This is a genomic window from Arenicella chitinivorans, from assembly GCF_014651515.1.
Classification (GTDB): domain Bacteria; phylum Pseudomonadota; class Gammaproteobacteria; order Arenicellales; family Arenicellaceae; genus Arenicella; species Arenicella chitinivorans.
On sequence record NZ_BMXA01000004.1, the window covers coordinates 256,435 to 275,698 of the forward strand.

Sequence of the window (19,264 nt, forward strand, 5' to 3'; positions counted from 1 at the left end):
TGTGGGCAACTACCCGGTCTCCACGAAATAGAATCGGGTGTCGGTCAAAATGCGAAAGATCTGCGCGTTTATTTAGCCCGTAGTCGATTGGTTGCGTAAGAGCGAATTGAGCATTCCGTCTCAATCAGGTTACTGCGAATCCTATTTTGTTGTGGAACCTCTGGGTCTTTGATCAAGTGGTTGCAAGAATGGTGCAGGACCCCCTGCGCAAGGCGGCTACGCGTCTTCACGCCGGAAACCAGTTGTGATAGCGCGCGACTCACGATTGGCTCCGCGTAACGGCTGATGGAGAAAGGCCCCGCATGTTGTCGAATATGGTTTCGCATGGCGCCCATACTGAGCAGACGGCCATCATAAAAATACGCTATCAATTTACTCCAAGCGTCATGCCAATCGAGCATATGGTCATAATACGCGTGCGCGCCGGTTGCAAAGTTGTTATTGGCTGTCGAAAACACGAATTCATCCATCACCGCGGCAGATTCAAGTGCCATAAAGACACCCGGGGATAGCATCGGATCAACAAATCCGAGCGCATCACCCAACAGAATCCATCCCTTGCCATAGGCCTGGTTACTGATCAGTTGATAATTGCTGTAGGTCATAACCTCGCTGACCCGTTCGCGACCTGAGCCAGCCAGTTGCAGCATGGGATTGTCGTCGATCACACTTTCGATGCGTTCGGCGGCAGAGTCACCGTAGTGTTGAGCGGCATGTTTGTCGAGTACGACGCCAACCGAAGTCAGTGAGTCGCTCAACGGTATTTGCCATGACCAACCGCAACGCAGTACCGAGAGCACGACTTGTCCAGGCAATGCCGAATCAGCTACAAAATTACGAAAATGGGCAAAATGCGCGATGTCGTTGCGCGGCCCTCGCCGTGCCGAAATACCCAGCTTGCGACTGAATAAGCGTGACCGACCTGTGGCATCCACTAGCAGTTCTGGTGGTGAGTGTGGCGGATAGCCCGCAGCAGCGAGGCTGTCCGAGCTCAGCACCAGTTCGCGATCCGCGTTATTATCGACTTTCTCTACGCGGGCCTTGTGATTCACGAACCGCACGCCAAGTTCGCCAGCACGGGCTCGTATAAGACGATCAAAACCGGGGCGGGGAATATTGTAAGAGTAGTCCGGGTAGTCCTTGCCAAAGGTTCGAAACTCGAAATCGACACGGTTGCCGTTTCCGTGTCGTAAAGCCGCACCGCGTTTGACATGCGATATGGCAGCCACGCGGTCTTCGATTCCGAGTCGGCGTAATATTGGAATCACTGCCGGAACCAGTGATTCACCAACCAACAACGATGGCGTTTTGTCGTTGTCAAAAACCGTGGTTTGAATACCGCGTTCGGTCAGCATGCATGCGAGCGCGCAACCTGCGGGACCGGCACCTATTATTGCTACACGTTCGACCATTAGAAAATGTGAAAGCAGTTCAGAGCCAGAATCTCGAGCCTAACACATTCCGCCGTTCACACTCAGTACCTGGCGGGTGACATAGGCCGCGGAGTCTGACATTAGGTACGCTACCGCTGCCGCGATATCTTGTGGTTGACCAAAGTGCCCCATTGGAATCATTTTCTTGGCTTCTTCCTCGTGGATGGTTTCAGTCATGTCAGTTTCGATGACCCCGGGAGCCACACAGTTGACGGTAATTTTGCGTTTCGCTAATTCGATGGCCAGTGCTTTGGTGGCGCCGATAATGCCGGCTTTGGCGGCGCTGTAGTTAACTTGTCCACGGTTTCCAATTAAACCAGATACCGACGATAAGGTGACGATCCGGCCGCCTTGGCGTAACCGAATCATCGGCATGACCAGTGGGTGTAATACATTGTAAAAACCGTCCAGATTAGTGTGAATGACTGAATCCCATTGCGCATCCTGCAAGGCAGGAAACGCGCCATCTTGGGCAATGCCTGCATTACACACCACGCCGTAGAAAGCGCCATGCTGTAGTATTTCAGCTTCCAGCGCTTGGCGCGTAGCTTCACGATTGCCAACGTCAAACTGGACTGTGGTGGCGGTTTGCCCCAGGGCGGTAATCTCAGCACTAACAGCCTCAGCTGCGGACTGGTTGCTGTGATAATGAACGGCGATATCGAAACCCTGACGGGCTAATTCAATGGCGGTGGCGGCGCCGATACCACGACTGGCGCCAGTGACTAATACGCGTTTTGTGCTCATGCTATTGCAGTGGATTGTGTGCGGGCATACACCAGTGCGCCGCAAAGATTAAATAAGTTGCCGATCAGCAAGGTGACACCAAAACTGGCCACCACGGTGATGCTGCTCAGACCCAGTAGGCCAAATGATAACAAACTAGTCACGGCTGAGAGTAAAATTGCCTGTAGGGTGATGCGTGCGTGCTGCTTTAGTTCATGCACAAAAATGGCGTAGTCCATGCCAAAACCCAACACCAGAAACAGCGCCATCACATGGAACAAATTTAGCGCAAAGCCGAGCACGGCACTCGCTAGGTAAAGCATGGCGGTGGCAGCGGCGGGAATTACCACCAGCCACAGCGCGCGCCAATGACGAAAACGCAGCAACATCAATAACGCAATAAATACGTAGGCCAGAATTAATAGGCGTAATGCGGACAAGCGTTGCTGTTGCAAAGCAGCTTCCGTGCGTTCTAAGGAGTTGACGTATTCTACGCCACTTAATGGTGCCACCAACGCCTCCAGCCCAGTGGTATCCACGCCCTTGTGAATCAACACAAAGGTGACAGTGTGGCTTGAATCTTGATGCCACAACGGTGGCAGCTGTGAGTCAAACATCGCCATTAACCGAGCCGGGGTAAGTATGTTTTCTGCCGCTTGCTGGTAGGCATGCGTGATGGTCGCGGCGCCATTTGTTTGGCCAAGACGCTTAAACAATAAAGCTGCTGCGCCTTCATTATCATACATAGGTGCCAACGCGGCATAGTTTTTGGCTTGTGTTTCTGGTGCCGGTACCCAGGTCAGTAGACTTGTGAACTGGTCTAGCTGATAGGACGCCGACGCGTGAATACGCGATACTAGCTGCGCGTAGTGCCGATACACTTGTTCAGTGGTTTCCCCGTGCAGAAGGAGATAGCGTCCTGGTTCATAATCACTGGTAGCTGCCGCCACGCGTCGTTCGCTGTCGAGGAGTGCCGGTGGTGGCGTAAAAAACACGCGCGGACTGTCGGCATATGTGTCAGGACGCAATGCCAGCAACACACCTAGTAGGATCACGATCAGCGCGATTCCGGCCCATTGCCGACCACTCAAAACCTGGACCATACGTAAACAGCCCGTAACCACGCTGGGAAGCACACGTTTCTCAGTGTGGATCGGTCGTCGTAGTGCCAGATCACCAAGGCATACGACGCTTAACCACGCCATGACCAGGCCGGCGCACGAAAATACTGCGACTTTTTGCAATGCCATTACGCTCGAAAATCCCAGTGCTGCATAACCGATCAGCGACGTTGCCAGACTTAGCCCAAGGGCGCGTATTAAGGCGCGTTTCTCAGACGGTGCTGACTCGCGAGCGCCGTGATAAAAATAATGCAGCGAGTAATCAATGACGATGCCAATCAGACTGGCGCCAAACACAATGGTGAGCACGTGAATTTTGCCGAACACGGTATGCGTAAACAAAAACGCAAAACCGACGCCAAACAGCACGGAGATCACCGGTAAGATCAGGGCGCTCACCGATCTAAACACCAGTAACAACAACAGCACCACACCGATGGTGGAGCCGGTTGTGATTAGAGTGATGTCCTGCTTCGACCGGCTGGCAGCGTCAGCCGCGAAGAAGAATACCCCAGAGCGATCGATTTGGACCTGGTTGCGCTCCGCGACGTCTGTCAGTAGTTGGTCTAGACTTTGGTTAAGTGCTTGCTGGGCGCGCATATCCAAAGCGCCACGGGTAATGGCGAGTTGCAGCGGCAGCGCCGTCAACGCTTCGTCGTCAAATTTGTCTGCATCAATCAAGCTCAAAAGGGTCTGACTATGCAGTCCAAACGGGTCGTCGTGGAACGGGTATAGCCGTACTAGATCGGTATTGCTGTAGAGCGCACGTTCAGCGCCAGCCACCACAGATTCGATTGATTGTGCTGCCAACCGTGCGCGTTGGTCAGGTGTCAGCAAATGAAAACGAAACGGTTTGAGTTGTGTGATCAGTTTCTCGGATAAAGTGTCGGAGTCCGGAATTACGCGCAGATTGGGATAGTCGGACAGCGCGTTACGTAAGGTGGTATCGGCTGCATAGAGATTATCTTCCTGACCTTGAAGCAACAGCACAATGCGTTGTTCGATATTCTCGCGCAGAGCATCGGTGGCGGCTTTGGTGGCTGCATTTTGTTGTGTACGCGGCGAGAGATCGGCTAGATCGGTATCGATATTCCAATCGAGTCCCGTCTGGATCAGGAGCCAGATGCTTGCTGTAATGAGCACCAAAAAAGCCAAACGTGCGCTGGTCAAAAACATGGTTTACAACCCGAACAGCAAATCGCAATACTCGTCGGTCAGGTTTGCGAGAGACTGGCACTGTGAGGCTGCGTGTTCGGTCGGTTCGAATTGCTGTTGTTGGGTGGCTGCAATGCGCGTAGTTTGATGGTTGCGATCGAGGATTTCGATACCCAATGAAGCGCCACTCGGTGTGTTGTCGTTCTGATCCAGCCCGACTTGCAATTGCGCCAGATCCAACACAAGGTATTGAATTCCGCGTTTGAGTTTACGTTGGCGGGGCGTCAGTCGGTATCGGTGCGCTGTATCTAGAGCGGAAATCTGAAATAAATCCTGCAGCGCGGCCTGATCGCCCGACATCAGGGTGGTGAGTAATTGGCCGAGAAACTTGCTTTGTCGAGAGGTTAGTTTTTGTGCGCCTTGATCCGCGTTGACTTGGAGTCCACGACCATTTCGATGCACGATCAGCGCGTCACTAACCGGTTTCTGTGTTGCCCATACCACGCCGTACTCGCAATGAAAGTAAAAGTGTCCCTCAGTCTGAATTGGCTCGTCGATCCCACTTAAAAATCGAGCTTGGTTAAAATTACCGGCATAACTGCAGGCGGTGGTGGGCAGTGGTAGGCGTTCTTCAGCGGCTGTCGATTCAGCCAAACTGGTGCTTGACCAGTAGCTAACAAGTGCAGCGAAGACCACGTGCTGGATTCTCATCCCTGCTCCGTGGTATTTCGCAACGCAGCTTCGATATGTTGGATCAGTTCTGGTGGACTCTGGAACTGGGTAATGTTATCCGGCATCAACACCGCTACTTGCTGCGTGCGACCTTTAGTGAGACGCTGGCCAGTGTCTAGGTCGATGATTACATAGTCGATAACGAGCTTATTTTCCCAGTCTCGTAACATGGCGCTCACTTGGATCTTCTGTTTGAAAACAATGGGTTTGACATACCGAGTGTGAAGGTCGATAACGGGGAAGAAATACCCGCTTTGTTCCATCTTTTCATAGGGGTAGCCGATCGCTTCTAATAGCTGGCAGCGCGCAACTTCGAAATATTTGGGGTAGTTGCCGTGCCAAACGATACGATAAGCATCCACATCGTAGAACGGCACTTCCATGTCAAAGCTGGTGCGCAGCATGGGCTACATTTTGTGGATGATTTCGGCGACTTCGTCGATGGTTCGCGCATCAATAAATGCGTCGGCATCAATGTCTTTCCCAACGAATTTTTTCAATTCAATCAACAGGTCAATGGTGTCAATGCTGTCGATGTCGAGATCGTCGTATAACCGGGCTTCTGGCACCAGTTTTTCTTTGTCAATCTCAAACAGCTCAATCAACACGCCATTGATGTGATCAAGCACTTCTTGCTTGCTGTGTGGCATAAGTAGGTAGCTCAAAGATGGAACTTTTAGCGGCGAATTATAGCACCAAGTTTTGCGCTCGCCGCCGATAAATTAGCTCGGTTCGGGCACGCGTTCAGCGCTGTGTCACACGCGACACAGCGTCGTGATAGTAGTCGCGCAGCCATTGCGTCAATTTACGATACTGGCGCGTGCGCGGCTCGCTGGTGTCTATGCAATCGGTGACGCGCAGAACAGGGTGAAATTCAATCGTAATCTGTGATTTAACTGGGGGGAGTTGATACCACTTTTTGTCTTTTCCTAGGGCACGCGGCGAGCAGCACATTAGTATGGGCAGAATCGGGGCATCGCTAATCACGGCAATGTTGGCTGCACCGCGTTTAAAGTCCAATTGCAAGTCGTATTGATTGCGCGTGCCTTCCGGGAAAATCAACAGGTTTTCACCGCCATCGAGCTTAGTTGCGGCCAGGTTGACCAAACCTGGGTCGTTGTTGGGAATGTAACCCGCCAGCCGGATAGGCCCACGTGTAAAGACGTTATGACACAAGCTGGCTTTTACCACACAACAAAGATTTTCCACCAGTGCCAGTGCAAACAAGGCATCGATCAACATAGTGTGATTGGAAATCACCATGTGACCCTGCAGATCCTTAGGGGGCGCGCCATGGACTGTGTATTGCATCAGCCCAAGACCCTGCATGATATTTATGTAGACGTAGCAAAGCTTTTGGATGACACGTCGAACCTTGCGCTGTCGTGACTTTGTATCGAGTGGCAACACACCCAGAACCAGAATGTAGAGCCCAGGCAGCAACGCGCCCAGACCAAACAGCACGTAACTAAATCCAGCGGCAACAATACGCCAGTAGTGATTGAAAGACAGGGCAGCCATGTGAGGGCATCACTCGTCGACGCAGAAGCATTCGATTTCGACTAGCAGATCTGCGCGACATATATCCGCATGGGTGTACAGCACAGTGGTGCCGGGAAATAACTCGGCAACGATGCCTTGGCACGCTTCTAAGTCGGATTTGTGACGAAGATAAACACGCAGAGTGCGAATTTGGCTGGCCTTGAATCCGGTCTCTTTGAGTAGATACAGAATATTGTCGTTGGTGGTATACAACTGAAGGCGCAGGTCGCCTTGATGTACCGAGCTGTGACCCAAGATGCTGGCAGTGCCAGATATAAAGCACAGGCGCTGCTCATTGAGTTCTATTGTGGTTGCCCGCGCGAACGAAGGGCTGCTAGGGCCATATTGGCGTGGATACTTAAACGCGTCCACTTGACGTGGATTAGCATGGTGCTCTGCGGATGTAGATGCCGTCAATGCGTACACCGTGATGCCAGTGCCATAATGACCAACAGCCGACGCCGCCGGGAATTGCAAGTCTTGAAGATGATGCTTGCTGTAGGCACGTAAACGACCTGTGCAAAAGCGTTTATAATTCTCGCTGTCGCCCGCGCCATGATTAATGTTGGGAATATAGTTCCAAAAACGAACTAACTCAGGGTGTGGGCAAGTCTCAATTACTGACAACAATTCTTGATAAACCGCGTATGCCGTCGCCTCGAAGTCATCGCCCTGTGCCAGCGGCGCCGAGATCGCGGTAAATTGGAGCGTATTCGTGCGAGCCCATACGCAGTTTCCCGTTGTGCCGTGTTCAACACTGGCATCTTCAACCTTCCAAACCTCAAACGGCGCACCGAGTTCACCGAGTAATTCGACTCGAGTATCGATGAGCGATTGAGTGGTTTCGGTACTTTCGTTAAATCGCAGAACAGCCAGCGAATCCGCTTCGGCCAGCAGCTCCTCTGGTGAACGCGTAGAAGTGAAATTTTGCAACATGCAGAATTAGTCCCCGTCTTAAATTAACAGCGCAAGTAGCGTTTCGATTCGTGCATCCCGCTCAGGCGTGACGACCACTCGATACTGGATTGACCAACGACAGACCCCTAGGCGTGATCACAAGCTATTAATTTGACAGTTGTAAGTCCAAATACGGTCGGCGTGGTTCCCACCATCGATTTGGCAACTTGTTATTATCTTTTGTAAACGAATAGTTTAAACTTTCGCCCTTTGAAAATAAAGAATTAAACCACAAGGAGACTCGCCGATGGCCACTCAAACGCCTGCTGAAGCAGAACTTGCCGCTCTGTTGGTTGAGGTGCTTAATCTGGAAGATATTGAGCCCAATGAAATCGACCCTGAAGAGCCGTTGTTCGGCGATGGTCTTGGGCTCGACTCGATCGACGCTCTGGAAATCGCACTGGCAATTGCGCAGGAGCATGGCGTTGAAATGAAGGCCGAGGATGAAGCAACAAAAGAAGCCTTTGCCACGTTGCGCAGTTTGAACGCTTTCATTGAAGCCAACGCCTGAAGTAAGCCCAAGGGGCCGTAACGTCACTCAGCACGCTATGACCAATGCTTCACCGCTCGTCCCGTTGGCAGACGACCGCCCATTTGCTTGGCTGACCACACCCCTGCGCGGCTTGGCGCAGGAAAACAACGGTCGCATTGTCAGCCGCAATCAATTTCTCGCGCATGTGTTGCGAATGGCGGAGCGATTGCCAGCCACTCAGCATGTTATAAACCTATGTGAGAGCCGGTACCTGTTTCTGGTCGCTACCTGGGCGGCAATAGCGCGTGGACAAACCACTTTGTTACCGCCAAACCGCAACGCAGCGACACAGGCCGATCTCGCGGCGCGGTATGCCAATTGTGTAATATTGCACGATGCGATGAATCAGGATTTGAGCGCTGATCTTGCTGAACTGGATGTATCTAAGTTTGACTGGCGGCTTGCGAATGCGTCGAAGGTCAGTCCACAGATCGACTCAGATCAAGCCGCAATCATCAGTTTCACGTCAGGCTCCACTGGTCAATCGCGTCCAAACCCGAAAAACTGGCGTACCTTGCGCGAAAGTTCCAAAATCAACGCGCGTTATATGTTGCCCAATAGTACTCAGATCCACTATCAGTTAGCGACGGTGCCGGGCCAGCATATGTGGGGCTTGGAAACCTCTGTGCTGTTGCCAGTGTTCGCCAACGCAGCCTTGGTTGACAGTAAGCCGCTGTATCCGGCCGATGTGTTGGAGGCGCTTGCGCAGTTACCCGCACCACGTAACCTCATCACCACACCGTTTCACTTGCGAGCGTTGCTGCATTCACTTTCGGGTGAGGCCGTGGCTTGCCCGGAAATCGCCGTGACTTTGTGTGCCACCGCGCCGCTCGACACGGCGCTCGCGCAACAACAAGAAGCCGTAGCCGGTGGTGAACTGCGAGAAGTGTATGGGTGTAGTGAGGTTGGGTCCATGGCAGTACGCCGTACCGCACAATCAGCATTATGGCGGCGATTTGACGGCATCCATTTTTCGCACATGTCGGATGGGCGGACTCAAGCCAGTGCCGCATATTTGCCGTCGGTGGTCGATTTGGATGATCTCATTGACGTCCATTCTGATGATGAATTCAGTCTACGCGGGCGAGCCAGCGATCAGATTAAAATTGCCGGAAAACGGGGCTCGCTGCAGGAAGTTAACGCCATTCTCAACCGGTTTTCCGGATTGCAGGACGGCGTGGTCTTTTTTCCACAACAACCGCAGCGCTCGGTGCCACGATTGGTTGCGATAGTGGTGTTACAAGATGGCGTAGAGAAAGCGGCTTTGCGTGATCATCTTCGTTCTTATCTGGACGCAGCGTTTGTGCCTAGGCCGATCTTTGTCGTGCCGTCGTTGCCACGTGAAGCGAATGGCAAGTTGCCGAAAACAAATCTGCTTACGTTGTACGACAGCCTCAAGCGCACGCAGTAAGATTTAGCTTCCGTTGCTATCCAGTTGGGTGCGTTTGATCAGTTTGGCGTTGACGATAAACCGCTGGGGCGCTTTGCCAACAAAATAAAATGGGTAGCAAGTCACCAGGGTGAGTTCGGCGGCTTGAGTGGACGCCAGTACATGCACGTCCTCAGGTTGGACGATACTTAACTCAACGACGCGATAGCGGCGGTCTTCGGTCAGCGTAGCGAGTTCGATTTCATCGCCCACTTTGATATCTTTCAGGCCACGAAAAAAGCCATCTCGGTGCGCTGCAATGCCAATATTCCCACGGGTGGAATCAAGCGCCGCAGTGCCCAGTATCCACCCAGCACCGCGGTCTAATTGTGGGTGATCTGTGCCCTGGTAGATCGGCGCCGCAACGCCTACTGACGGAATTTCAATTGCTGCAACAAGCGAGGGTGTGTTCATGCCAGCGTCAACAAAAGCGCGCTTGCGCTGTGGCGACCACAGGGCCATATCTGGTTGCGCTGAACCCAGTTTTCGGGTGGCTCGAATCTCGGCGTGAGCATCTGGCGTGGATGTATTTATATGGGGTTTAGTGCGTGTTGCGCTTTGTGCTTGGTGGATGTCCAGCGCGCGTTGCTGTTTAAAGCTGGCAACAGTGTGTTCACTATTCCAGCGATGAGAATAGGCTATACCGAATTTAAGCAAGGCGAGGGTTGCCAGTATCAGCAACCCTCGTTCTAGATAACGCAGCATGGTGTTATGAAATGCGACGAAAAGTCATCAAACCACCCGCAAGCATCAGTGCGGCTAGACCAGCGATCAACCATGCAAACTGATTTGATGCAGTGGCAGGTAGGACCATGGGCGCTAGCGCAACGGGATCCGAACTCTGTTGCATGGCTTCGCGCGTATCAGCACCAGTTTCTTGCGTGGCTTGGCCGTCTTGGACTAATACAAAACCTTGTACGGTTTCTTGATATTTGAAGTTTGCCGTATCGCCAATTAATAAATCTTCGATTTCAACGAACTTACCGTTGCGGCTAATTGTCACACCGGCCGGTACGTTGATGGTGCGACGGTTTTTTTTGCCCTCAGGGCGAATCGTAATGGTGCGTTTTGCAGGGCGTGTCCCAACTACTTCACCTGAGATTGTGTAGTGGTCTTCAAACTCAATCGGAATGATCTCCACCGTTGCCTCTGTGTTGTCAGTGGCAAAGCTGCCCAGTTCACGGCCCTGGTCCGTGTCATCAAACACCAAATCCACAACTTGACCACGGCGGATATCGGAGAAATCGATTGGGCCTGTGTTGCTCTTTAATTCTGTCGTATTGCCAACGAAATACGTGTTGCGTTGACCGGTCGCATCATCACGCACGGTAATGGTCTGGTATGCATCGTTGGTGCTTACCACAACACCTGACGTGGTTGTTTGTTGTGCATGCGCGATACCAGCAAGTACCACTAGCAGCAAAGAAATGGCGAGTCGTGTAATGTGTTTCATTTAATCCTCAGTTTTAGGGTTTAAAGGTCAACTAGATCAACAGACGATCCAGCCCGTTTAGCAAGCAGTGCTCGCGTCGGTTTTCGATTAGCAATAACGATGCCAACCCTGTTCGCTCGACGAATGACCGCGCTCGGTGTTTGATTTTGCTTGGGTATGGACGAAGGTAGGTCAACTTGCTTGTTATGGCTCAGCACTAAGCACAGATAGGGAGTTCGGCGAGATATTTGTGTATATCCCCCAAAAACGGGGTTTATGCACCAATCGCCATTGAGCACGCGGTTTAGCTTACTTATTCGTATTTCGCCCGGATTTCATGGCTTTTGACTAGAAATTCACCAGATCGGTGACTATAATCGCGCTCAACGTGCTTGAGGAGCGTTGCAACGGGGTCCTCCCGTCAGGCTCAAGCACCACTTTGTATTCTCCTCGTGCTGTATGCACTGAGTCGAGACACTAAGTGCAAACTGCAACGGCGCTCATTTTTCGTTAACTTTAATTCTTACTTAAGAACAGGAGATGAAAGATGAGTGCAAATCCATCGAATCCCGAATTTACTGATTATTTGATCAAAGACATCAACCTGGCTGACTTTGGCCGCAAGGAAATTGCGATTGCTGAAACTGAGATGCCGGGTCTGATTTCGATTCGCGAAGAGTACCGTGCAGCGCAACCTCTGAAGGGTGCCAAGATAACGGGCTCGCTGCATATGACCATTCAAACTGCCGTGTTGATTGAGACGTTGGTGGCCTTGGGCGCCGAAGTACGTTGGGCCTCCTGCAATATCTTCTCGACACAGGATCACGCGGCAGCAGCCATCGCGGCGCAGAACATTCCAGTGTTCGCGGTCAAAGGCGAAACTCTGGATGAGTATTGGGACTACACACACCGTATTATGGATTGGCCGGGCGACACGGGTCCGAACATGATTCTGGACGACGGTGGTGATGCCACCATGTTGTTGATCCTGGGCGCCAAAGCAGAAAAAGACATTACCGTGTTAGACAAACCAGGCAGCGAAGAAGAAGTCTGCTTGTTTGCCGCCATCAAGAAAACTCTGGCGAAAGACAACACGTGGTATTCACGTCGTTTGGCGGGCGTTCAAGGTGTGACCGAAGAGACCACCACTGGTGTGGCGCGTTTGTACAAAATGGTAAAAGACGGCGTGTTGCCATTCCCAGCCATCAACGTCAACGATTCTGTCACCAAATCCAAATTTGATAACCTGTATGGCTGCCGTGAGTCCTTGGTTGACTCCATCAAGCGTGCGACCGACGTGATGATTGCCGGTAAGACCGCCGTGGTGTGTGGTTATGGTGACGTGGGCAAAGGTTCAGCCGCATCGCTGCGTGGCTTAGGAGCCATTGTGAAAGTCACCGAGATCGATCCAATCTGCGCGCTGCAAGCGGCAATGGAAGGGTATCAGGTTGTGACGCTGGAAGAAGCCGTCGCTGATGCAGACATTTTTGTAACTACCACTGGTAACTACAACATTATCCGTCGTGAGCACATGGACGCCATGAAAGATCAGGCGATTGTCTGCAACATTGGTCACTTCGATAACGAAATCGACGTCGCCAGCCTGGCCGATTGCCAATGGGACAACATCAAAGATCAAGTGGATCACGTAATCTTCCCAGACGGTAAGCGCATCATTTTGCTGGCTCAAGGTCGTTTGGTGAATCTGGGTTGTGCTACTGGCCACCCGAGTTTTGTAATGTCCAACTCGTTCACCAACCAGACCTTGGCGCAAATCGAGTTGTGGAGCAAAGGCGATGAATACCAAAACGATGTGTACATTCTGCCGAAACATCTGGACGAGAAAGTAGCACGCTTACACCTTGAAAAAATTGGTGCCAAGTTGACCACGCTGACTCAGGATCAGGCCGACTACATTAACGTGGCGGTTGAAGGTCCATATAAGTCCGATCATTATCGCTACTAACGATCGCTACTAATTCAACCCAGATTAGTTGGGTTCACATGGACGCGTTGCGGCTGGCTGAGCGCGAGTCGCAACGTGACGTGGGCCTAGGAGTAACACCATGAGCAAGACCCCTGAACTCAGTTTTGAGTTTTTTCCGCCGCGTACTGAGAAAGGCGTAGCTACGCTGAATCGCGTGCATGCCGAACTGGCCCGCTTTGAACCGACCTTTTTCTCGGTCACCTTTGGTGCTGGCGGCAGCACGCAAGATGGCACCTACGACGCCGTTAAACACATGATCAACGCTGGCTCGGATGCCGCGCCACATATCTCGTGTGTGGGCGCTTCGAAACCGGTGATCAAGAGCATGGTTGAGGGTTATCTGGCGTTGGGTGTAAAACGTCTAGTTGTGTTACGCGGTGATTTGCCATCCGGTATGGTTGAGCGTGGCGACTTCGCCTACGCCAACGAATTGGTCAGTTTCATTCGACAAGAATTCGGTGATGATTTGCACCTGGAAGTGGCGGCGTATCCAGATTTCCATCCGGAATCACGCAGCCCACAACGTGACCTTGAAAACTTCAAACGCAAAGTCGATGCCGGTGCGAACTCCGCGTTGACACAGTATTTCTATAACGCAGACAGCTACTTTGCGTATGTGGACGAAGCGCAGCGTCTAGGCGTTACAGTGCCGATTATTCCGGGCATTATGCCGATTACCAATTACGCGACGCTGGTGCGGTTTTCGGATGCCTGCGGCGCCGAGTTGCCACGCTGGATTCGCGCCCGCCTGGAACAGTATCAAGACGACGAAGCCTCACTCAAAGCCTTTGGCTTGGACGTGGTCACACACCTGTGTTTTGACCTGTTAGACAATGGCGTTGAAGGCCTGCATTTTTATGCGCTCAACAAAGTCGAACCGGTGAAAGAAATCTGCACACGCATTGGCTATCAGCTTACGGCCTAAGCGCAACCTCGGGAACCATCATGTCTGATCGCAGCGCACAATTAAAACAACTTATGGCGGAACGCATTCTGATTTTGGATGGCGCCATGGGTACCATGATCCAGCGCCACAAGTTAGAAGAAGAAGACTATCGTGGCGAACGATTTGCAGACTGGCCGACGCCGTTAAAAGGCATGAACGACTTGCTGGTGCTCACCAGGCCCGAGATTATTGCCGGCATTCATCGCGAGTACCTAGAGGCGGGCGCGGACATTATTGAAACCAATAACTTTAATGCCACGCCAAGTGATCTGGTGCGTTACCAATTGCAGGACTACGCCTACGAAATCAATGTGGCGGCGGCCAAGTTAGCGCGTGCGGTCGCAGATGATGTCAGCACCGACGACAAACCACGTTTCGTGGCGGGCGTGTTAGGCCCAAATCAGAAAACCGCCTCGGTCTCGGTGGATGTGACGGACCCCGGCGCTCGTGCCATTAATTTTGATGAGTTGGTCGAAGACTATTCCCTTGCCACGCGTGGCCTAATCGAAGGCGGGGCCGACATCATTCTGATCGAGACCGTATTCGACACACTGAATGCCAAAGCCGCTGTGTTTGCGGTACAAAGCGTGTTCGAAGACTTGGGAGCCTCGTTGCCGGTGATGATCTCCGGCACCATCACCGATGCATCGGGTCGGACTCTAACCGGCCAGGTTACTGAAGCCTTTTACAACAGCTTGCGTCACGCGAAACCGCTCACCATTGGATTGAATTGTGCACTTGGCCCTGGCGAATTGCGCCAGTATGTGGCTGAAATCAATCGGATTTCTGAAACCGGTGTGTCGGCACACCCAAACGCGGGTCTACCAAACGAGCTTGGCGAGTACGACCTCACGCCAGACGAAATGGCCGCACACATCCAGGAATGGGCCGAAAGCGGGTTTTTAAACATTGTTGGTGGCTGCTGTGGCTCATCGCCGGCTCATATTAAAGCCATTGCCGAGGCCGTGGCCGACATCAAACCGCGAACGGTGAATTAATATGAGTACGCCAACCGCCATGCGTTTATCTGGCCTCGAGCCGTTCAACATTCAGGAAGACACCCTGTTTGTTAACGTTGGTGAGCGTACCAACGTCACCGGGTCAGCACGTTTCAAAAAGCTGATTAAAGAGGAAGATTACGAAGCCGCCTTGGAAGTCGCGCGTCAGCAGGTTGAAGCCGGTGCGCAAGTCATCGACGTGAACATGGACGAAGGCTTGATCGATGCCGAGAAGGTCATGGTCACCTTCCTGAATTTGATGGCCTCTGAGCCGGATATTTCACGCGTGCCGGTGATGATCGATTCCTCTAAATGGGAGGTTATCGAAGCCGGTCTCAAGTGTTTGCAAGGCAAGGGCATTGTAAACTCGATCTCGCTGAAAGAGGGCGAAGAGAACTTCATTCATCAAGCTAAGCTCGTTATGCGTTACGGCGCCGCCGTCATTGTGATGGCGTTTGACGAGCAGGGTCAGGCCGACACCAAAGCGCGCAAAATAGAAATTTGTACCCGGGCGTACAAGATTCTGACCGAGCAAGTGGGATTCGCGCCAGAAGATATTATCTTCGACCCCAACATCTTTGCCATCGCCACCGGCATTGACGAACACAACAACTATGCGGTTGACTTCATTGAAGCCACCCGTGAAATCAAACGCACACTGCCACACGCCAAAGTCTCGGGTGGTGTGTCGAACGTGTCCTTCTCGTTCCGTGGTAATAACCCGGTGCGTGAAGCCATCCACTCCGTGTTCCTGTACCACGCAATTCAAGCCGGTATGGATATGGGCATCGTGAATGCCGGTCAGCTCGCTATCTACGAAGATCTGCCCACCGAGTTACGCGACAAAGTCGAAGACGTGGTGCTAAATCGCCATCCGGGTGCCACCGAAGCGCTGCTTGAGATTGCCGAGAAATATCGAGGCGACGGCAAACAAGCCGATAACAAACAAGATCAGGAATGGCGTAGCTGGGACGTCAATAAACGGCTGGCGCACGCGTTGGTCAAAGGCATCACCGAATTTATTGAACAAGATACCGAAGAAGCTCGCCTCAAAGCGGACAAACCGCTGCACGTGATTGAAGGCCCGTTGATGGACGGCATGAACGTGGTGGGCGACTTGTTTGGTTCCGGCAAAATGTTCCTGCCGCAGGTGGTTAAATCCGCGCGTGTCATGAAAAAAGCCGTGGCTTACCTCATGCCGTTTATCGAAGAGGAAAAACAAGAAGGCGATACTAATGGCCGCATTCTGATGGCCACCGTAAAAGGCGACGTGCACGACATTGGTAAAAACATTGTCGGCGTCGTATTGCAGTGCAACAACTACGAAGTCGTCGACCTAGGCGTGATGGTACCTGCCGAGAAAATTCTGAGCGAAGCGTTGGCGCACAACTGCGATTTGATTGGTTTATCTGGTCTGATTACACCGTCGCTGGATGAAATGGTGCACGTGGCCAAAGAGATGCAACGCCAAAGTATTAATATGCCCTTGATGATTGGCGGTGCGACCACCTCCAAAGTGCACACGGCGCTCAAGATCGAGCCGAATCTAAATGGCGATCAAGTGGTGCACGTACCTGATGCCTCACGTGCCGTTGGTGTGGCGCAAAGCCTGCTATCCACCGAACTAAAACCTGGGTTCGTACAAAACTTAAAAGACGAATACGAACGCATTCGAGTTGAACGCGCCAAACATGGCAAAGTGCACAAAACGCTAACCATCAAAGAGGCGCGTGCGAATAAATTTGCGCCGGATTGGCAGACCCAGCAAATCGACAAACCAAGCTTCTTAGGCCTAAAGGTCTTTGATTCATACTCCTTGGCTGATCTGATTGATCGCATTGACTGGACACCGTTCTTCAGCGCCTGGGAATTAGCCGGTCGCTTCCCGCGTATTCTGGACGACGACGTGATTGGCGAAGAGGCACGTAAGCTCTACGCCGACGGTCAAGCTATGCTACAAAAAATAGTCGATGAAGACTGGCTCGAAGCCAAAGGTGTAATCGGCTTCTTTCCAGCCAACAGTCGTGGTGACGACATTCAAATCTACGCCGACGATACACGCCAAGAAGTCGTACAAACCCTGCATAACCTGCGCCAGCAAGACGCCAAAAAGAATCAACAGGCAAATTACTGTCTGTCTGACTTTATCGCCCCCAAAGACAGCGGTGTCGCTGACTACATTGGAGGATTTGCGGTGACCACCGGCCATCGTATTGAAGAAAAACTCGCCGAGTTCGAAGCCCAACACGACGACTATCAAGCCATTATGTTGAAAGTCCTTGCCGACCGCTTAGCCGAAGCCTTCGCCGAGCACATGCACGAACGCGTGCGCAAAGAGTTCTGGGCCTACCAACCCAACGAAGACCTCGACAACGACGCCCTCATTCGTGAAAAATACCGCGGCATCCGACCCGCACCTGGCTACCCAGCCTGCCCAGACCACACCGAAAAAGCCACCTTGTGGGCCATGCTGCAACCAGATCAAAACGCCGGCATGACCATCACCGAAAGCTTCGCCATGCTGCCCACCGCCGCCGTCAGCGGCTGGTACTTCGCACACCCAGAAGCCCGCTACTTCTCCGTCACCCGAATCCAGCAAGATCAAGTGATTGATTATGCTGAGCGCAAGGGGCAGGACTTGATTAGTACGGAGCGCTGGTTGGCTTCGGTTTTGGGGTATGATGTTTAGGTAGGTTAAAATACTGTAAATATAAACAGCATATCTGGGCAACGCCCTCAAAACTAGTCACTTTACGCCCCAACTCGCGCACACTTTGCCACTTTTGATATTAAACAAAGTAAAGAAAATCAAAGGCTTAGATATTATATTGAGAATGTTATTGCGCACTGCTAGGATTGATATTGCGCACGCACACTTTCACACCAAGGAAAAACGAGGGAATGAGGAAAAGTAGAGTTAAAACAGAGGGTTACAAAAGTTTCTCGAAATATCAATTTGGGCGAAATCGAGCGCGCTCAATAATAAGCTGTTAGTTGCATTTCAGTGCCAAGAGTCGTTTAATCGAATAGTTAATTGCTTTTAGCCACATTGGAAATGCCTGGCTTAGAGTTCGAGGATAAATGGACAAACATGAATTCTAAAAATTATGCGTTCAAAATTTCGCAAGCATCGGTCGCAGAGAAGAGGCTTCTTGGCTCTGCTCGTATCGGGCTTCGCTATAGAGTTTTGGCTCTTTTGGTTTCTGGGTTTCTGAAAGTAGCGGCTTCGTTCTTCAACGTGGTTGCGGAAAGATCCTCTCAGCAACTAACAAGTCGCCAAAGTTCACTCCGCTGCAAAAAGCGCAGCTCCGCGGGACGGCCTTGTCAGGCCGCCCCTTGGCTTAGCGTTAGTGCTATTTAAGCTATGAACAACTCTCTAGAAAACTTTATTTGGCATGATGGGAATATTGAATCTCTCAATTATTCAGTTGCAAAGACCGGAGTTTCATTAGTAATAGAAGGAGAATTCTATTCATCATCAGAATCAAAACAAAGAGACAAATACCTAATCACATGTGACAACGTTACCCGTTTTAATAACATGGCTGATTTCGAAGAAATCCTAGATAACCTTTCGGCGGGCTCAGTTTCTAACGGCTATCTCAAGGAAAACAAATTATGGTTATATTTAAGTGATGGCGTCATCGAGATACATGCAAAGAACATCAATGTGTCAAAGCACTAACAAGGCAAAACACTGCCGCTTCGCTCGGACGCACTTTGTGCGCCCGTGTTCACGGCGTTAGGTTTACATGAAGATTGCAAAGACACTTTCAATTATTCTAATGATGGCCTCCGTTGGTTGTTTTACAGCAATGGCTCTCCAGATAGGGGTCGCAAATGAAATATCAAATGAAGTCACGAAATATGAACTACAAATTGATTCACTGGAAGATCCAGATAGCAAAACGAATTTCGAAAGAGTTTCTTATATAAATAGTCGTTGGAACAACAGTGCAGTCTACTTGGCTTTCGCTGCTTTTCTATTTATCTTAATTCAACAGTTTATAACCTGGAAGTACATTGAAAAAGAAACCTAACAAGAGACTATGATCCCAGGTCAAGTATTCAGGCCATTTTTTCGTTCCAATAAGTCCTCGTTTTCATCATCGCGTTCAGGGTAATCAACTGCTTTCTGGCGCAGGCGATCAATGCCACTTTCTTGGGTTTGCCTTGCGCGACTAACCGTTGATACATCGGTTTGAGTGTGGGGTGATGTTGGATGGCCGACATCATCGAGACGAACAACACTGAACGGATCTTGTGCCGTCCAC

The 19,264-nt window shown here is 51.4% G+C and carries 15 protein-coding genes, 2 pseudogenes and 1 riboswitch; of the genes and pseudogenes, 6 read left to right on the forward strand and 11 right to left on the reverse strand.

Annotated features, from left to right (window positions below; all coding sequences use genetic code 11):
* Window positions 1-68: 68 nt before the first annotated feature.
* From IE055_RS12915 to IE055_RS12950, 8 genes are all read right to left on the reverse strand, one after another.
* The gene (locus IE055_RS12915; RefSeq protein ID WP_268244546.1) at window positions 69-1,412 is read right to left on the reverse strand and encodes an NAD(P)/FAD-dependent oxidoreductase; all 1,344 of its coding nucleotides are present in this window, start codon (window positions 1,410-1,412) and stop codon (window positions 69-71) included.
* A 39-nt stretch (window positions 1,413-1,451) separates the two neighbouring features.
* The gene (locus tag IE055_RS12920) at window positions 1,452-2,180 is read right to left on the reverse strand and encodes a 3-ketoacyl-ACP reductase FabG2 (protein WP_189401871.1); all 729 of its coding nucleotides are present in this window, start codon (window positions 2,178-2,180) and stop codon (window positions 1,452-1,454) included.
* On the reverse strand, window positions 2,177-4,456 hold the full coding sequence (locus tag IE055_RS12925) for an MMPL family transporter (RefSeq protein ID WP_189401874.1): 2,280 nt from the start codon (window positions 4,454-4,456) through the stop codon (window positions 2,177-2,179). The genes IE055_RS12920 and IE055_RS12925 overlap by 4 nt, the downstream gene beginning before the upstream one ends.
* A gap of 3 nt (window positions 4,457-4,459) precedes the next feature.
* Window positions 4,460-5,146, reverse strand: a complete 687-nt coding sequence (locus IE055_RS12930) for an outer membrane lipoprotein carrier protein LolA (protein WP_189401877.1) — start codon at window positions 5,144-5,146, stop codon at window positions 4,460-4,462.
* Complete coding sequence (locus tag IE055_RS12935; protein WP_229794284.1) at window positions 5,143-5,571, reverse strand: acyl-CoA thioesterase; 429 nt, start codon at window positions 5,569-5,571, stop codon at window positions 5,143-5,145. The genes IE055_RS12930 and IE055_RS12935 overlap by 4 nt, the downstream gene beginning before the upstream one ends.
* A 3-nt stretch (window positions 5,572-5,574) precedes the next feature.
* Window positions 5,575-5,817, reverse strand: a complete 243-nt coding sequence (locus IE055_RS12940) for an acyl carrier protein (protein WP_189401880.1) — start codon at window positions 5,815-5,817, stop codon at window positions 5,575-5,577.
* A gap of 94 nt (window positions 5,818-5,911) precedes the next feature.
* On the reverse strand, window positions 5,912-6,688 hold the full coding sequence (locus IE055_RS12945; RefSeq protein ID WP_189401883.1) for a lysophospholipid acyltransferase family protein: 777 nt from the start codon (window positions 6,686-6,688) through the stop codon (window positions 5,912-5,914).
* A 9-nt stretch (window positions 6,689-6,697) separates the two neighbouring features.
* Window positions 6,698-7,645, reverse strand: coding sequence for a chorismate transformation FkbO/Hyg5 family protein (locus IE055_RS12950; RefSeq protein ID WP_189401886.1), 948 nt, complete (start codon window positions 7,643-7,645; stop codon window positions 6,698-6,700).
* 268 nt (window positions 7,646-7,913) lie between these two features.
* Here IE055_RS12950 and IE055_RS12955 point away from each other — a divergent pair, with 268 nt between their 5' ends.
* Together IE055_RS12955 and IE055_RS12960 are read left to right on the forward strand one after the other, a co-directional pair.
* Complete coding sequence (locus IE055_RS12955) at window positions 7,914-8,177, forward strand: phosphopantetheine-binding protein (RefSeq protein WP_189401889.1); 264 nt, start codon at window positions 7,914-7,916, stop codon at window positions 8,175-8,177.
* 37 nt (window positions 8,178-8,214) lie between these two features.
* Window positions 8,215-9,609, forward strand: a complete 1,395-nt coding sequence (locus IE055_RS12960) for an AMP-binding protein (RefSeq protein ID WP_189401891.1) — start codon at window positions 8,215-8,217, stop codon at window positions 9,607-9,609.
* Window positions 9,610-9,612: 3 nt separating this feature from the next.
* Here the strand turns inward: IE055_RS12960 and IE055_RS12965 are convergent, their stop codons facing one another.
* On the reverse strand, window positions 9,613-10,332 hold the full coding sequence (locus IE055_RS12965; RefSeq protein WP_189401893.1) for a class D sortase: 720 nt from the start codon (window positions 10,330-10,332) through the stop codon (window positions 9,613-9,615).
* A 4-nt stretch (window positions 10,333-10,336) separates the two neighbouring features.
* Window positions 10,337-11,080, reverse strand: a complete 744-nt coding sequence (locus IE055_RS12970) for an LPXTG cell wall anchor domain-containing protein (protein WP_189401895.1) — start codon at window positions 11,078-11,080, stop codon at window positions 10,337-10,339.
* Window positions 11,081-11,447: 367 nt separating this feature from the next.
* Window positions 11,448-11,568: riboswitch (S-adenosyl-L-homocysteine riboswitch) on the forward strand.
* 38 nt (window positions 11,569-11,606) lie between these two features.
* On the opposite strand from IE055_RS12970, the gene ahcY reads away from it, so the two are divergent.
* From ahcY to IE055_RS12990, 4 genes and pseudogenes are all read left to right on the forward strand, one after another.
* Entirely contained in the window at window positions 11,607-13,025 is a 1,419-nt protein-coding gene (ahcY, locus tag IE055_RS12975; RefSeq protein ID WP_189401897.1) for an adenosylhomocysteinase, read from the forward strand.
* Window positions 13,026-13,125: 100 nt separating this feature from the next.
* Window positions 13,126-13,971, forward strand: a complete 846-nt coding sequence (metF, locus tag IE055_RS12980; RefSeq protein ID WP_189401899.1) for a methylenetetrahydrofolate reductase [NAD(P)H] — start codon at window positions 13,126-13,128, stop codon at window positions 13,969-13,971.
* Between the two features lie 20 nt (window positions 13,972-13,991).
* A pseudogene (gene metH / locus IE055_RS12985) lies at window positions 13,992-17,679 on the forward strand (methionine synthase).
* Window positions 17,680-18,742: 1,063 nt separating this feature from the next.
* Entirely contained in the window at window positions 18,743-19,030 is a 288-nt protein-coding gene (locus IE055_RS12990) for a hypothetical protein (protein WP_189401901.1), read from the forward strand.
* A gap of 28 nt (window positions 19,031-19,058) precedes the next feature.
* Here the strand turns inward: IE055_RS12990 and IE055_RS12995 are convergent.
* A pseudogene (locus IE055_RS12995) lies at window positions 19,059-19,264 on the reverse strand (IS110 family transposase); the annotation flags it as partial.

Excerpts from the sequence above, each read along its gene's own strand:
- IE055_RS12915 (WP_268244546.1), bottom strand. The coding sequence starts at position 1,412 with ATGGTCGAACGTGTAGCAATAATAGGTGCCGGTCCCGCAGGTTGCGCG.
- IE055_RS12920 (WP_189401871.1), bottom strand. The coding sequence starts at position 2,180 with ATGAGCACAAAACGCGTATTAGTCACTGGCGCCAGTCGTGGTATCGGC.
- IE055_RS12925 (WP_189401874.1), bottom strand. The coding sequence starts at position 4,456 with ATGTTTTTGACCAGCGCACGTTTGGCTTTTTTGGTGCTCATTACAGCA.
- IE055_RS12930 (WP_189401877.1), bottom strand. The coding sequence starts at position 5,146 with ATGAGAATCCAGCACGTGGTCTTCGCTGCACTTGTTAGCTACTGGTCA.
- IE055_RS12935 (WP_229794284.1), bottom strand. The coding sequence starts at position 5,571 with ATGCTGCGCACCAGCTTTGACATGGAAGTGCCGTTCTACGATGTGGAT.
- IE055_RS12940 (WP_189401880.1), bottom strand. The coding sequence starts at position 5,817 with ATGCCACACAGCAAGCAAGAAGTGCTTGATCACATCAATGGCGTGTTG.
- IE055_RS12945 (WP_189401883.1), bottom strand. The coding sequence starts at position 6,688 with ATGGCTGCCCTGTCTTTCAATCACTACTGGCGTATTGTTGCCGCTGGA.
- IE055_RS12950 (WP_189401886.1), bottom strand. The coding sequence starts at position 7,645 with ATGTTGCAAAATTTCACTTCTACGCGTTCACCAGAGGAGCTGCTGGCC.
- IE055_RS12955 (WP_189401889.1), top strand. The coding sequence starts at position 7,914 with ATGGCCACTCAAACGCCTGCTGAAGCAGAACTTGCCGCTCTGTTGGTT.
- IE055_RS12960 (WP_189401891.1), top strand. The coding sequence starts at position 8,215 with ATGACCAATGCTTCACCGCTCGTCCCGTTGGCAGACGACCGCCCATTT.
- IE055_RS12965 (WP_189401893.1), bottom strand. The coding sequence starts at position 10,332 with ATGCTGCGTTATCTAGAACGAGGGTTGCTGATACTGGCAACCCTCGCC.
- IE055_RS12970 (WP_189401895.1), bottom strand. The coding sequence starts at position 11,080 with ATGAAACACATTACACGACTCGCCATTTCTTTGCTGCTAGTGGTACTT.
- ahcY (WP_189401897.1), top strand. The coding sequence starts at position 11,607 with ATGAGTGCAAATCCATCGAATCCCGAATTTACTGATTATTTGATCAAA.
- metF (WP_189401899.1), top strand. The coding sequence starts at position 13,126 with ATGAGCAAGACCCCTGAACTCAGTTTTGAGTTTTTTCCGCCGCGTACT.
- IE055_RS12990 (WP_189401901.1), top strand. The coding sequence starts at position 18,743 with ATGAAGATTGCAAAGACACTTTCAATTATTCTAATGATGGCCTCCGTT.